Here is a 14,383-nt window from a genome sequence, read left to right on the forward strand (position 1 = left end):
AGAGCCCCCACAAGGGGCGGGAGAGCCGCAATGACCGAGTACGCAACGACCCCTTCCTACACAGTGCCTGCGACCACGCCCCAGGAGGAGCGCAAGGTGATCTTCGCCTCCTCGCTGGGCACGGTCTTCGAGTGGTACGACTTCTTCCTCTACGGCGCCCTGGCGGCGGTGATCAGCAAGCAGTTCTTCGCCGGCGTCAACGACACCACCGCCTTCATCTTCGCCTTGATGGCCTTCGCCGCCGGCTTCCTGGTGCGGCCCTTCGGCGCGCTGGTGTTCGGCCGCCTGGGCGACATGATCGGGCGCAAGTACACCTTCCTGGTGACCATCCTGCTGATGGGGCTGTCGACCTTCGCCGTCGGCCTGCTGCCCACCTATGCCTCGATCGGTGTCGCCGCGCCGATCATCCTGGTCACCTTGCGCATGCTCCAGGGCCTGGCCCTGGGCGGCGAGTACGGCGGCGCGGCGATCTACGTCGCCGAGCACGCCCCGGTGAACAAGCGCGGTAGCTACACCAGCTGGATCCAGTCCACCGCGACCCTCGGCCTGTTGCTCTCGCTGCTGGTGATCCTGGCTTGCCGCCAGTTGACCGGCGACGAGTTCGAGACCTGGGGCTGGCGCCTGCCATTCCTGCTGTCCATCGTCCTGCTGGGCATCTCCACCTGGATCCGCCTGTCCATGCGCGAGTCGCCGGCGTTCCTCAAGATGAAGGCCGAGGGCAAGGTCAGCAAGGCGCCGCTGCGCGAGTCCTTCACCCAGTGGGGCAACCTGAAGGTGGTGCTGACCGCGCTGTTCAGCATCAATGCCGGCCAGGCGGTGACCTTCTACACGGCGCAGTTCTACGTGCTGTTCTTCCTCACCCAGGTGCTCAAGGTCGATGGCGGCACCGCCAACGGTCTGCTGATCGTCGCCCTGGTGCTTGGCGCGCCGTTCTTCATCGTCGCCGGCTGGCTGTCCGACCGCATCGGCCGCAAGCCGGTGCTGCTGGCCGGCCTGCTGCTCGCCACGCTGTTCTACTTCCCGCTGTTCAAGGGCTTGACCCACTACGCCAATCCGGCCATCGACCAGGCCAGCCGGCAGTCGCCGATCAGCGTGGTGGCCGACCCAGCGACCTGCACCTTCCAGTTCGACCCGGTGGGCAAGGCGACCTTCGACAGCCCCTGCGACAAGGTCAAGACCTTCCTGGTCAAGGCCGGCCTGCCCTACTCGACGGTGGCGGCGCCCGCCGGCAGCGACGTCAGGATACGGGTCGGCGAGACCGAGATCGCCGGCTTCGACGCCGAAGCGATGGCGGCCGCGGTGAAGGCGGCAGGCTACCCGCAGCAGGCCGATGGTAGCCAGGTGAACAAGCCGATGGTGATCGCCATCATCTTCGCCCTGGTGCTGATCTCCACCCTCTGCTACGGCCCGCTGGCGGCGCTGATGGTCGAACTGTTCCCGACCCGCATCCGCTATTCCTCGCTGTCCCTGCCGTACCACATCGGCAACGGCTGGTTCGGCGGCTTCCTGCCCACGGTCTCGTTCGCCCTGGTGGTGTACACCGGCGACATCTTCTACGGCCTCTGGTATCCGGTGCTGATCACCGGCGGCAGCCTGGTCTGCGCCCTGCTGTTCCTCCGCGAAACCCGCCATACCGATATCCACCGGTGACATCGCGCCCCGTTCCCGGCATGGGGACGGGGCGCACATTCCCTCCGTGATGTGCCTGTCTTCTCAGAAAAGTCTGGCTTGCCAGTTTTCTTTCTTTGTCTTTCTGCCACACTTCTGGCGTCAAAAAACGCCTTTCCAGCGCCTACAATAGCGGGAAAACCCTATGGCGCTGCTTGCCGGTGCCGGGGACGGCCTATACAGTCCGCGCGATTGACGGGCCGTTGTGGCGGCAGGAACGAATCCGGACTCGAGTCTTGGGGAAAAATGTGAAGAACTGGACTGTTCGCCAGCGAATCCTGGCAAGTTTCGCCGTGATCATCGCGATCATGCTGCTGATGGCCGCTACTGCGTACGTGAAGATGTTGACGGTGGAAAAGGGCGCCTACCGTGTCCAGGACGACGCCATGCCGGGGATGTACTTCATCACCCTGGTACGCAGTTCGTGGACCGACAACTACCTGCAGACCCAGGAACTGTTCGGCGTCACCGACGACCACGAGCTGAGCAAGGCCGAGGCCGACAGCATCCTTGCCAGCGAGGAGCGCCTGGACCAGCAGATCGCCTCCTACCAGAAGACCATGAACCCGGACGAGGCCCGCGACCACGAACTGCTCGCCGGTTTCCTGGGTGTGCGCAAGGCCTACCTGGAGCAGCACGACAAGGTGCTCGAGCTGTATCGCGAGAAACGCTTCGAAGAAGCCGGCAAGCTCGTCGCCGGCCCGTTGACCGAGCACTGGCGCGACGGTCGCAAGTACCTCAACGAGCTGATCGAGCTGAACAAGGACATCGCCGATCGCGCCTCGGAGAACATCGTCAACGCGGTGGACGACGCCGAACTGAGCATGCTGGTGACCCTGTTGCTGGCGGTGGTGGTAGCCGGCATCTGCGGGTTCCTGCTGTTGCGGGCGATCACCCAGCCGATCCAGAAGATCGTCCGCAGCCTCGACCTGATGGCCGGCGGCGACCTCACCGCGCGCCTGAACCTTGGCCGCCGCGACGAGTTCGGCGCCATCGAGACCGGTTTCAATGGCATGGCCGAGGAACTCAAGGGCCTGGTGTCGCAGGCCCAGCGTTCTTCGGTGCAGGTCACCACCTCGGTCACCGAGATCGCCGCGACCTCCAAGCAGCAGCAGGCCACCGCCACCGAAACCGCTGCGACCACCACGGAGATCGGCGCCACTTCTCGCGAGATCGCCGCCACCTCGCGCGACCTGGTGCGGACCATGAGCGAAGTCTCCGGCGCCGCCGAGCAGACTTCGACCCTGGCCGGTTCCGGCCAGTTGGGCCTGGCGCGCATGGAGGAAACCATGCACCACGTGATGGGCGCGGCCGACCTGGTCAACGCCAAGCTGGCGATCCTCAACGAGAAGGCCGGCAACATCAACCAGGTGGTCACCACCATCGTCAAGGTCGCCGACCAGACCAACCTGCTCTCGCTGAACGCCGCCATCGAGGCGGAGAAGGCCGGCGAATACGGCCGCGGGTTCGCCGTGGTGGCCACCGAGGTGCGCCGGCTGGCGGACCAGACCGCGGTCGCCACCTACGATATCGAGCAGATGGTGCGCGAGATCCAGTCGGCGGTATCGGCCGGGGTGATGGGCATGGACAAGTTCTCCGAGGAGGTCCGCCGCGGTATCGCCGAGGTCGGCCAGGTCGGCGAGCAACTGTCGCAGATCATCCAGCAGGTGCAGGCGCTGGCGCCGCGGGTGCAGATGGTCAACGAGGGCATGCAGGCCCAGGCGACCGGTGCCGAGCAGATCAACCAGGCGCTGGTGCAACTGGGCGAGGCCACCGGGCAGACCGTGGAGTCGCTGCGCCAGGCCAGCTTCGCCATCGATGAGCTGAACCTGGTGGCGAACGGGCTGCGCAACGGCGTATCCCGCTTCAAAGTCTGAGGCTGTGACCGTGTCCCGCTCCACCGGCGATCATCGACGCACCAGCAAGCTGTTCCTGCTGTTCCGCATGGAAGGCGACCGCTATGCCCTGGATGCCCGCGAAGTGGTCGAAGTGCTGCCGCTGCTGCGCCTGAAGCGCATTCCGGAGGCGCCGGAATGGGTCGCCGGGGTGTTCTCCCATCGCGGCGTCCTGGTCCCGGTGCTCGACCTCTGCGCAATGGCCTTCGGCCGCGCGGCGCTGGCCCGCACCAGCACGCGCATCGTGCTGGTCGAATACCGCGCTCGCCAGGACCGAGAGCCGGTCTGGCTCGGACTGATCCTCGAACAGGCCACCGATACCCTGCGCTGCGAACCGTCGGCGTTCCGCGACTATGGCCTGGACAACGGCGGGGCCCGCTATCTCGGCCCGGTCTATGAAGGACCACGGGGACTGGTGCAATGGGTGCGGGTCGAGGCATTGCTGCCCGACGAAGTGCGCGCCCTGCTGTTCCCGCCGGAGTGCGGCGAGGGGGCGGCATGAACGATCGCTTCGAACGCCTGCTCAAGAGCAGGATCGGCCTGGATGCCAGCTCGGTGGGCAGCGCGGTGATCGAGCGCGCGGTACGCCAGCGCATGAGCGGCCTCGCGCTGCACGACGAGGACGAATACTGGATGCGCCTGAACGGCTCGCCGGGCGAGGTGCAGGCGCTGATCGAAGCGGTGGTGGTGCCGGAGACCTGGTTCTTCCGCTACCCGGAGTCGTTCACCACCCTCGCCAGGCTGGCCTTCGAGCGCCTGCCGAGCCTGGGCGGCGGACGCGCGCTAAGGATCCTCAGCCTGCCCTGTTCCACCGGCGAGGAGCCGTATTCCATCGTCATGGCCTTGCTCGATGCCGGGCTCTCCGAGTACCTGTTCGAGGTCGACGCCCTGGACGTCAGCGCTCGGGTGATCGAGCGCGCCAGCCTCGGGGTGTACGGCAGGAATTCCTTCCGCGGTGACGAATTGGGGTTTCGCGACCGCCATTTCAGCGAGGTCGCCGATGGCTACCAGTTGGCCGAGCAGGTTCGCCGCAAGGTGTCCTTCCGCTGCGGCAACCTGCTCGATCCCGGGCTGCTGGCCGGCGAGGCACCCTACGATTTCGTGTTCTGCCGCAACCTGCTGATCTATTTCGACCGCCCGACCCAGAGCGAGGTGGTCGAGGTGCTCAAGCGCCTGTTGCGGCCGGACGGCGCGATGTTCATCGGTCCGGCCGAGGCGAGCCTACTCAGCCAGCACGGCATGCAGCCGATCGGCGTGCCGCTGTCTTTCGTGTTCCGCCGGACCAGCGAGGCGCCGCGCGGCGTGCGGCCCAAGGCGGAAAGCGACGGAGCGCGCCCGGTCGTTGCCGCCGCCGCGGAGCGTGCGAGTGTTCGGCCTTCGCCGCCGCCACCGGCGAAACCGCGCCAACGCCTGTCCAGCCTGGTTCCGCCAGCCAGCGGCCAGCCCCTCGCCAGTCCCGTCGGCGAGTTCGACGAAATTGCCCGCTTGGCGGATGCCGGCCAGCATCGCGAGGCGCGCGCCGCCTGCGAGCGCCAACTGGCCGCGCGTGGGCCGTCGGCCACGGTGTTCTACTGGCTCGGGCTGCTCAGCGATGTCGCCGGGCAGGAGCAGGAAGCCCAGGATTTCTATCGCAAGGCCCTGTACCTGGAGCCGCAGCACGCCGAGGCGCTGGCGCACCTGGCGGCGCTGCTCGCCGCCCGCGGCGACCATGCCGGCGCCCGGCGCCTGCAGCAACGCGCGGCCCGTGGAGTGAACAAAGATGGTTGAGGCGAGCCTGACTTTGCTCGATACCCAGCAGGTGGACGACTGCTGGAACCGCATCGGCGTGCACGGCGACAAGTCCTGCGAACGCCTGGCCGAGCATGTCCACTGCCGCAACTGCGAGGTCTATGCCGCCGCGGCGACCTACCTGCTGGACCGCATCGCCCTGCGCCAGGACCAGCTCGACAGCGTCGAAACGATGGACAGCCCGCGCGAACAGAGCGACCTCGGCGAGACGCGCTCGATCCTGGTGTTCCGCCTGGGCGAAGAGTGGTTCGGCCTGGCCACCGGCAGCCTGGTGGAAGTGGCGCCGATGAATCCTATCCATTCCCTGCCGCACCAGCGCTCGCGCGCCCTGCAAGGGGTGACCAACGTGCGCGGCGCGCTGGTCGCCTGTCTTTCCCTCGGCGAACTGCTGGATCTCGAACCCGGCGCCGCGCCGGTCAGCGAGCGCCGGGTGGTTCCGCGCATGCTGATCATTTCCGCCGCCGGCGGTCCGGTGGTGGCGCCGGTGGAGGAAGTCGACGGCATCCATGCGATTCCGCTGGCGCGGATACTGCCGCCCAACCACGCCGACGGCCAGGCCTCGCGCCGGCACGTGGCCGGCGTGCTGCAATGGCGTGAGCGGAGCATCACCCTGCTCGACGAAGGCCCTCTCCTGCAAGCCGTAGCGCGGAGCCTGGCATGACCCCGGACCAGATGAGAGACGCGTCGCTGCTCGAGCTGTTCCGGCTCGAGGCGGAGGCCCAGACCCAGGTGCTCAACGCCGGCCTGATGGCGCTGGAGCGCAGCCCGACCCAGGCCGACCAACTGGAAGCCTGCATGCGCGCCGCGCACTCGCTGAAAGGCGCGGCGCGGATCGTCGGGCTGGACGCCGGCGTGCGCGTGGCGCACGTCATGGAGGATTGCCTGGTGGAGGCGCAGGACGGACGCCTGCTCCTGCAATCGGAACATATCGATGCGTTGCTCCAGGGCTGCGACCTGTTGCTGCGTATCGGCACCCCGCCCGCCGGCGACGCAGGCTGGGCCGAAGGCGCCGGGCGGGAAGAGATCGACGGCCTGGTGCAGCGCCTCGAAGGCCTGGTGCGCAGCGGCCTGCCGCTGGCCCGCGCGGAGCTGCCGGCGACGACTCCCGGCCTGCCGGAAGCGGCCCCTGAGGCGCCGCCAGCGGCGTCAGCGGCCGCCAGCGACGACAACGACGAAGAGCCCGCCGGGCAGGCGGGCGGCGAACAGGCCGAGGAGCGCCGCAGCCGGGTCCTGCGGGTCACCGCCGAGCGCCTGGACCGGCTGCTGGATATCTCCAGCAAGTCGCTGGTGGAGTTCCAGCGCATCAAGCCGCTGGCTGATTCCCTGCAACGCCTGCGTCGCCTGCAGTCCAGCGCCAGCCGCGCGCTCGACGTGGTACGCGAGACGGTCCAGGAAACCGCCCTCGACCCGCAGGCCCAGGCCATGCTCGGCGAGGCGCGGCAACTGATCGGCGAATGCCAGCAGATGCTGGTGCAGCACATCGCCGATCTCGACGAGTTCGCCTGGCAGGGCGGCCAGCGCGCCCAGGTGCTCTACGACGCGGCGCTGGCCTCGCGGATGCGACCGTTCGCCGACGTCCTTAGCGGCCAGGCGCGGATGGTTCGCGACCTGGGCCGCTCGCTGGGCAAGCAGGTGCGCCTGCTGGTCGAGGGCGAAAGCACCCAGGTCGACCGGGATGTCCTGGAAAAACTCGAAGCGCCGCTCACCCACCTGCTGCGCAATGCCGTCGATCACGGTATCGAGGCGCCGGAAACCCGCCTCGCCGCCGGCAAGCCGGCCGAGGGCAGGATCACCATCCGCGCCCGCCACCACGCCGGCATGCTGGTCCTGGAACTGAGCGACGACGGCGGCGGCATCGATCTGCAGCGCCTGCGCGAGACCGTGCTCAATCGCCAGTTCGCCACCGCCGAGACCGCGGCGCAATTGAGCGAGGAGGAACTCCTGGCGTTTCTCTTCCTGCCCGGCTTCAGCATGCGCGAGCAGGTCACCGAGGTGTCCGGTCGCGGCGTCGGACTGGACGCCGTGCAGCACATGGTCCGCCAGTTGCGTGGCGGCGTGCGCATGGAGCAACGCCAGGGGCAGGGCACGCTGTTCCACGTCGAGGTGCCGCTGACCCTGTCCGTGGTGCGCAGCCTGGTGGTGGAGATCGGCGAGGAGGCCTACGCCTTCCCGCTGGCGCATATCGAGCGCATGTGCGAGCTGGAAGCGGAGGAGATCGTCCAGCTCGAAGGTCGCCAGCACTTCTGGTACGAGGGTCGCCATGTCGGCCTGGTCTCGGCTGCGCAACTGCTGCAGCGGCCCGAGAGCAGCCGCACCGAAGGGGCCATCCCGGTAGTGGTGGTGCGCGACCGCGATGCGGTCTACGGCGTCGCCGTGGAGCGTTTCGTCGGCGAGCGTACCCTGGTGGTGATGCCTCTCGATCCGCGCCTGGGCAAGGTGCGCGACGTTTCCGCCGGCGCCTTGCTGGACGACGGTTCGCCGGTGCTGATCCTGGACGTCGAGGACCTCCTGCATTCGGTCGGCAAGCTGCTCAGCAGCGGCCGCCTGGAGCGCATCGATCGCAGCCGGCGGCAGGCCGGTGGGGCGCAACGCAAGCGCATCCTGGTGGTCGACGACTCGCTCACGGTGCGTGAGCTGGAACGCAAGCTCCTGCTCGGCCGCGGCTACGACGTGGCAGTGGCGGTGGATGGCATGGACGGCTGGAACGCCCTGCGCTCGGAGCATTTCGACCTGCTCATCACCGATATCGACATGCCGCGCATGGACGGTATCGAACTGGTCACCCTGGTGCGTCGCGACAGCCGCCTGCAGTCGCTGCCGGTGATGGTGGTGTCCTACAAGGATCGTGAGGAGGACCGTCGGCGCGGTCTCGACGCCGGCGCCGACTATTATCTGGCGAAGGCCAGTTTCCACGATGAGGCCTTGCTGGATGCCGTCGTCGTCCTGATCGGAGAAGCACAGGGTTGAGGATCGGAATCGTCAATGACATGCCGTTGGCCGTCGAGGCGCTGCGCCGCGCGCTGGCCTTCGAGCCGCAGCACCAGATCGTCTGGGTCGCCAGCAACGGTGCCGAGGCGGTGACCCAGTGCGCCGCCGATACGCCCGACGTGGTGCTGATGGACCTGCTCATGCCGGTGATGGACGGCGTCGAGGCAACTCGTCGGATCATGGCGGAAAGTCCTTGCGCGATCGTGATTGTTACCGTCGATATCGAGCAGAATGTGCACCGGGTTTTCGAAGCGATGGGATATGGGGCGCTCGATGCGGTGAACACGCCGGCGCTGGGCATCGGCAACCCGCAAACGGCGGCGGCGCCGTTGTTGCGCAAGATTCAGAACGTCGGCTGGCTGATCGGCCAGCGCGATAACCGTGGCAAGGTCCAGGTGGTGCCGCCGAAGGCCGGCGGGGCGCGCCAGCGTCTGGTGGCGATCGGCGCCTCGGCTGGCGGTCCGGCGTCGCTCGCGGTGTTGCTCAAGCAACTGCCGGCCAGTTTCAATGCCGCGGTGGTGCTGGTGCAGCATGTCGACGAGGTCTTCGCCGCCGGCATGGCCGAATGGCTGGCCAGCGAATCGAAGCTGCCGGTGCGCCTGGCGCGCGATGGCGAGCCGCCGATACCGGGGCAGATCCTGCTGGCGGGGACCAACAATCACATCCGCCTGTTGCGCAACGGTTCGCTGGTGTACACCGCCGAACCGCGTTCTTTCGTCTACCGGCCGTCCATCGACGTGTTTTTCGAGAGCGTGGCGAACTACTGGCGTGGCGACGCCGTGGGCGTGCTGCTGACCGGCATGGGCCGCGACGGCGCCCAGGGCCTCAAGCAGATGCGCGAGCGCGGCTTCCTCACCATCGCCCAGGACCAGGCCAGTTGCGCGGTCTACGGGATGCCGAAGGCCGCGGCGGCGATCGATGCCGCGGTGCAGATCCTTTCCCTGGAAAAGATCGCCCCGCGCCTGGCGGAGGTATTCGATTAGCCGGGCGCGAGTCCGGTCAGGCGCCAGGGTAGGCGCCGGCGCCCGCCGTGGCGGTGCGTGGAACAGCATTCAATTTGATACGAGGGGCCCCGGTCCCGGAGAGAAACATGCACAACCCTCATGAGAGCAAGACCGACCTGGGCGCCCCTCTGGACGGCGCGGTCATGGTACTGCTTGTCGATGATCAGGCCATGATCGGAGAGGCTGTGCGTCGCTCGCTGGCGAGCGAGGCGGGCATCGACTTCCACTTCTGTTCCGATCCGCAGCAGGCGGTGGCGGTGGCCAACCAGATCAAGCCGACGGTGATCCTCCAGGACCTGGTGATGCCCGGCGTCGACGGCCTCACGCTGCTCGCCGCCTACCGCGGCAACCCGGCGACCCGCGACATCCCGATCATCGTCCTGTCGACCAAGGAAGAGCCGACGGTGAAGAGCGCGGCGTTCGCCGCCGGCGCCAACGACTACCTGGTCAAGCTGCCGGACGCCATCGAGCTGGTGGCGCGGATCCGCTACCACTCGCGTTCGTACATCGCCCTGCAGCAACGCGACGAGGCCTATCGGGCGCTGCGCGAGAGCCAGCAGCAGTTGCTGGAGACCAACCTGGTGCTGCAGCGGCTGATGAACTCCGACGGCCTGACCGGGCTCTCCAACCGTCGTCACTTCGACGAATACCTGGAGATGGAGTGGCGCCGCTCGCTGCGCGAGCAGTCGCAACTGTCGCTGCTGATGATCGACGTGGACTATTTCAAGAGCTACAACGACACCTTCGGCCACGTCGCCGGCGACGAGGCCCTGCGCCAGGTCGCCGGGGCCATCCGCGAGGGCTGCAGTCGCTCCTCGGACCTGGCGGCGCGCTATGGCGGCGAGGAGTTCGCCATGGTCCTGCCGGGCACCTCGCCGGGCGGCGCGCGGCTGCTGGCGGAAAAGGTCCGGCGTACGGTGGAGAGCCTGCAGATCAGCCACGACCAGCCACGCCCGGGCTCGTACCTGACCGTCAGCATCGGCGTCAGCACCCTGGTGCCGGGCGGCGGCGGACAGACCTTCCGGGTTCTCATCGAGATGGCCGACCAGGCGCTCTACCAGGCCAAGAACAATGGCCGCAACCAGGTTGGCCTGATGGAACAGCCGGTGCCGCCAGCCCCGGCGGGCTGAGCGGCGCGCGGCGGCCATGCGTCGCCGGCCGGCATTAAATAGAGGCCGGCGTACTGCCCGCAGGGCGCAAGTGCAGTATACTTCGCAGCTTTTCGACGTTTTCCCGCGAGTGAGCGCCAGCCATGGAAATCAACCCGATCCTCAACAGCATCAAGGACCTCTCCGAGCGCACCCAGACCATTCGGGGGTATCTTTGACTACGATCAGAAGCATGATCGCCTGGTCGAAGTAAACCGCGAGCTCGAAGACCCCAACGTCTGGAACAACCCCGAATACGCCCAGAACCTCGGCCGCGAGCGCGCCCAGCTGGCGCAGGTGGTGGAAACCCTGGACGACCTGACCAGCGGCCTGGCCGATTCCCGCGACCTGCTGGACATGGCGGTCGAGGAAGACGACGAGGGCGCCGTCGACGACGTTGCCAACGAAGTCGAGCGTCTGCGCGAGATCCTCGAGAAGCTGGAATTCCGCCGCATGTTCAGCGGCGAGATGGACCCGAACAACGCCTACCTGGACATCCAGGCCGGCTCCGGCGGCACCGAGGCCCAGGACTGGGCCAACATGCTGCTGCGCATGTACCTGCGCTGGGCCGACAAGCACGGCTTCGACGCCACTATCATCGAGCTGTCCGAGGGCGAGGTCGCCGGCATCAAGGGCGCCACCGTGCACATCAAGGGCGAGTACGCCTTCGGCTGGCTGCGCACCGAGATCGGCGTGCACCGCCTGGTGCGCAAGAGTCCGTTCGACTCCGGCAACCGTCGTCACACCTCGTTCACCGCGGTGTTCGTATCGCCGGAAATCGACGACAACATCGAGATCGAGATCAACCCGGCCGACCTGCGCATCGATACCTACCGCTCCTCCGGCGCGGGCGGTCAGCACGTGAACACCACCGATTCGGCGGTGCGGATCACCCACGTGCCGACCAATACCGTGGTGGCGTGCCAGAACGAACGCTCCCAGCACGCCAACAAGGACACCGCGATGAAGATGCTGCGGGCCAAGTTGTACGAGCTGGAAATGCAGAAGCGTACCGCTGCGTCCCAGGCCCTGGAGGACTCCAAGTCCGACATCGGCTGGGGCCACCAGATCCGCTCCTACGTGCTCGACCAGTCGCGGATCAAGGACCTGCGTACCGGTATCGAGCGCAGCGACTGCGACAAGGTGCTCGACGGCGATCTAGACGAATACCTCGAAGCCAGCCTCAAACAGGGGCTGTAAAGCTGCTGCGCCTGGCCAGGCCGCGTTGGAAAATGGTTCGGACTGCTCGTTTTTTACGATCGTGAACTCCGTGTCCTCGCCATTTCCCGCCTTGCCTGGCCGGCGTTCGCTACGCTTTTCGCCCCTGTTGCAATCCGTTTCCACAGGCAAGAGAGCCTAACCAGGAACCACCAAGACCATGAGCGACCAACAACTCGACCAGCACGAACTGCAACAGGAAGAAAACAAGCTGATCGCCCAGCGCAAGGAAAAACTTGCCGCCGTGCGCGAAGCCCGGGCCATCGCCTTCCCCAACGACTTCCGCCGCGACGCCTACTTCGCGGACCTGCAGAAACAGTACGCCGACAAGACCAAGGAAGAGCTGGAAGCCGCAGCGATCCCGGTCAAGGTGGCCGGTCGGATCATGCTCAACCGCGGTTCCTTCATCGTCCTCCAGGACAGCAGCGAGCGCCTGCAGGTCTACGTCAACCGCAAGACCCTGCCGGAAGAAACCCTGGCCGAGATCAAGACCTGGGACCTGGGCGACATCATCGGCGCCGAAGGCGTGCTGGCCCGCTCGGGCAAGGGCGACCTGTACGTCGACATGACCAGCGTGCGCCTGCTGACCAAGTCGCTGCGTCCGCTGCCGGACAAGCACCATGGCCTGACCGACACCGAGCAGCGCTACCGCCAGCGCTACGTCGACCTGATGGTCAACGAGGAAACCCGCCACACCTTCCGCGTGCGCTCCCAGGTCATCGCCCACATCCGCCGTTTCCTCAGCGAGCGCGGTTTCCTCGAAGTGGAGACCCCGATGCTGCAGACCATCCCCGGCGGTGCCGCGGCCAAGCCGTTCGAGACCCATCACAACGCGCTGGACATGGCCATGTTCCTGCGCATCGCCCCGGAGCTGTACCTCAAGCGCCTGGTGGTCGGCGGTTTCGAGAAGGTCTTCGAGATCAACCGCAACTTCCGTAACGAAGGCGTCTCGACCCGGCACAACCCCGAGTTCACCATGCTCGAGTTCTACCAGGCCTACGCCGATTACGAAGACAACATGGACCTGACCGAGGAACTGTTCCGCGAACTGGCCCAGGCGGTGCTCGGTACCACCGACGTGCCGTACGGCGACAAGGTCTTCCACTTCGGCGAGCCGTTCGTGCGCCTGTCGGTGTTCGATTCGATCCTCAAGTACAACCCGGAGATCAGCGCCGCCGACCTCAACGACGTCGAGAAGGCGCGGGCCATCGCCAAGAAGGCCGGCGCCAAGGTCCTCGGCCACGAAGGCCTGGGCAAGCTGCAGGTGATGATTTTCGAGGAACTGGTGGAGCACAAGCTGGAGCAGCCGCACTTCATCACCCGCTACCCCTTCGAGGTCTCGCCGCTGGCCCGCCGCAACGACGAAGACCCGAGCGTCACCGACCGCTTCGAGCTGTTCATCGGCGGCCGCGAGATCGCCAATGCCTATTCCGAGCTGAACGACGCCGAGGACCAGGCCGAGCGCTTCATGTTGCAGGTCAAGGAGAAGGACGCCGGCGACGACGAGGCGATGCACTACGACGCCGACTTCATCAATGCCCTGGAATACGGCATGCCGCCGACCGCCGGCGAAGGCATCGGCATCGACCGTCTGGTGATGCTGCTGACCAACTCGCCGTCGATCCGCGACGTGATCCTGTTCCCGCACATGCGCCCGCAGGCCTGAGTGCCGCAACAGTCCATGGAAAAGCCGCCTTCGGGCGGTTTTTTCATGGCCGCGCGGCGTCCCGGCCGCCGGGCCAGGGGTCGATAGCCGCCGATCCGCCGGCTGACCACGGAAGGTGCGGGTGGGATCGGAGCTTCCCCGATAGCGGCCGATTGATTCCACGCGAAAAAGTCCGAACAATGCCCCATCGTCCGCGAGCGGAGGAAACACCGTGTCCCGAGTAGCTCCCAGAGACAGCGCCGCGCAGGCCGCCAGCGCGGTAGCCGAAAGCGTTCGTTACCAGGGCCGCAAGGCCAGCCGCCAGGGCAGCGAGCAGCGGCGCCAGGCGATTCTCGATGCCGCCATGCGCCTGATCGTCCGCGACGGCGTACGGGCCGTGCGCCACCGCGCGGTGGCCGCCGAGGCCCAGGTGCCGTTGTCGGCCACCACCTACTACTTCAAGGACATCGACGATCTCATCACTGACACCTTCGCCCTCTTCGTCGAGCGCAACGCAGAGGCGCTATCGGCGTTCTGGAGCAGCGTGGAGGGCGACCTCCAGGAGATGGCCGCGGTGCTGGCCGACGACCCCGGCGCCCGTGGCTCGCTGGTGGAACGGATCGTCGAGCTGGCCGTGCAGTATGTCCAGGTCCAACTCACCGAGCGCCGCGAGCACCTGCTGGCCGAACAGGCCTTCCGCCAGGAGGCGTTGCTCAACCCGCGCCTGCGCGAACTGGCCGATGCCCACCAGCGGATTCTCTCCCTCGGCGCCGTGCATTTCTTCCAGGTGCTCGGTTCCGGGCAGCCCGAGCAGGACGCCAAGGTGTTGACGTCGATTATTCTGCAGATGGAATATCAGGGCCTCGTGGACGGGGTCGAGCAACTGGCCGTGGACGAAATGCGCGCCATACTCAGACGGTACCTGAATCTGGTCATGGGCCTGTGACCTGAGCGTCAACCCCGCCATGGCGGGGTTTTTCATACCCGAACCTTCCCTCGGCCAGCCGGTCGCAGGTTGCGGAGGGTTCC

11 protein-coding genes are annotated in these 14,383 nt (G+C 66.9%); all 11 read left to right on the forward strand.

Going from position 1 to position 14,383, the window contains the following annotated elements:
- Positions 1–30 precede the first annotated feature (30 nt).
- The 11 genes from LT948_RS05270 to LT948_RS05320 all read left to right on the forward strand — a co-directional run bounded on the left by LT948_RS05270 (position 31) and on the right by LT948_RS05320 (position 14,300).
- Positions 31–1,650, forward strand: a complete 1,620-nt coding sequence (locus LT948_RS05270) for an MFS transporter (protein ID WP_019485699.1) — start codon at positions 31–33, stop codon at positions 1,648–1,650.
- A gap of 266 nt (positions 1,651–1,916) precedes the next feature.
- On the forward strand, positions 1,917–3,545 hold the full coding sequence (wspA, locus tag LT948_RS05275) for a Wsp signal transduction system chemoreceptor WspA (RefSeq protein WP_003092544.1): 1,629 nt from the start codon (positions 1,917–1,919) through the stop codon (positions 3,543–3,545).
- A 4-nt stretch (positions 3,546–3,549) separates the two neighbouring features.
- Entirely contained in the window at positions 3,550–4,065 is a 516-nt protein-coding gene (locus LT948_RS05280) for a chemotaxis protein CheW (RefSeq protein ID WP_003137965.1), read from the forward strand.
- Positions 4,062–5,330, forward strand: coding sequence for a CheR family methyltransferase (locus tag LT948_RS05285; protein WP_031638780.1), 1,269 nt, complete (start codon positions 4,062–4,064; stop codon positions 5,328–5,330). Before LT948_RS05280 ends, LT948_RS05285 begins: the two co-directional genes overlap by 4 nt.
- Positions 5,323–6,012, forward strand: coding sequence for a chemotaxis protein CheW (locus tag LT948_RS05290; RefSeq protein ID WP_023125408.1), 690 nt, complete (start codon positions 5,323–5,325; stop codon positions 6,010–6,012). The genes LT948_RS05285 and LT948_RS05290 overlap by 8 nt, the downstream gene beginning before the upstream one ends.
- Positions 6,009–8,318 carry a Wsp signal transduction system sensor histidine kinase WspE gene (gene wspE, locus LT948_RS05295; protein ID WP_003129896.1) on the forward strand — a complete coding sequence of 770 codons (2,310 nt, stop codon included), beginning with the start codon at positions 6,009–6,011 and terminating at the stop codon, positions 8,316–8,318. The genes LT948_RS05290 and wspE overlap by 4 nt, the downstream gene beginning before the upstream one ends.
- Positions 8,315–9,322 carry a Wsp signal transduction system protein-glutamate methylesterase WspF gene (gene wspF, locus LT948_RS05300; protein WP_003092534.1) on the forward strand — a complete coding sequence of 336 codons (1,008 nt, stop codon included), beginning with the start codon at positions 8,315–8,317 and terminating at the stop codon, positions 9,320–9,322. The genes wspE and wspF overlap by 4 nt, the downstream gene beginning before the upstream one ends.
- A 107-nt stretch (positions 9,323–9,429) precedes the next feature.
- The gene (gene wspR, locus LT948_RS05305; RefSeq protein WP_003092531.1) at positions 9,430–10,473 is read left to right on the forward strand and encodes a Wsp signal transduction system regulator diguanylate cyclase WspR; all 1,044 of its coding nucleotides are present in this window, start codon (positions 9,430–9,432) and stop codon (positions 10,471–10,473) included.
- A gap of 122 nt (positions 10,474–10,595) precedes the next feature.
- Positions 10,596–11,691, forward strand: a protein-coding gene (gene prfB, locus LT948_RS05310; protein ID WP_010895661.1) for a peptide chain release factor 2 whose coding sequence is annotated in 2 segments (ribosomal slippage) — positions 10,596–10,667 and positions 10,669–11,691 — 1,095 coding nt in all. Because the reading frame shifts where the segments join, the coding sequence is not laid out codon by codon here.
- A 178-nt stretch (positions 11,692–11,869) separates the two neighbouring features.
- On the forward strand, positions 11,870–13,375 hold the full coding sequence (gene lysS, locus LT948_RS05315) for a lysine--tRNA ligase (RefSeq protein ID WP_003092523.1): 1,506 nt from the start codon (positions 11,870–11,872) through the stop codon (positions 13,373–13,375).
- A 211-nt stretch (positions 13,376–13,586) separates the two neighbouring features.
- Entirely contained in the window at positions 13,587–14,300 is a 714-nt protein-coding gene (locus tag LT948_RS05320; protein ID WP_003092520.1) for a TetR/AcrR family transcriptional regulator, read from the forward strand.
- Positions 14,301–14,383: the final 83 nt, after the last annotated feature.

Origin of the sequence: Pseudomonas sp. CP-1 (assembly GCF_021213715.1) — a bacterium.
In the GTDB taxonomy this organism is placed as follows: Bacteria; Pseudomonadota; Gammaproteobacteria; order Pseudomonadales; family Pseudomonadaceae; genus Pseudomonas; species Pseudomonas aeruginosa.

Bases quoted from the DNA above. Each gene is read 5' to 3' on its own strand.
- LT948_RS05285 (WP_031638780.1), top strand. From the start codon at position 4,062: ATGAACGATCGCTTCGAACGCCTGCTCAAGAGCAGGATCGGCCTGGAT.
- wspR (WP_003092531.1), top strand. From the start codon at position 9,430: ATGCACAACCCTCATGAGAGCAAGACCGACCTGGGCGCCCCTCTGGAC.
- lysS (WP_003092523.1), top strand. From the start codon at position 11,870: ATGAGCGACCAACAACTCGACCAGCACGAACTGCAACAGGAAGAAAAC.
- wspE (WP_003129896.1), top strand. From the start codon at position 6,009: ATGACCCCGGACCAGATGAGAGACGCGTCGCTGCTCGAGCTGTTCCGG.
- LT948_RS05270 (WP_019485699.1), top strand. From the start codon at position 31: ATGACCGAGTACGCAACGACCCCTTCCTACACAGTGCCTGCGACCACG.
- LT948_RS05290 (WP_023125408.1), top strand. From the start codon at position 5,323: ATGGTTGAGGCGAGCCTGACTTTGCTCGATACCCAGCAGGTGGACGAC.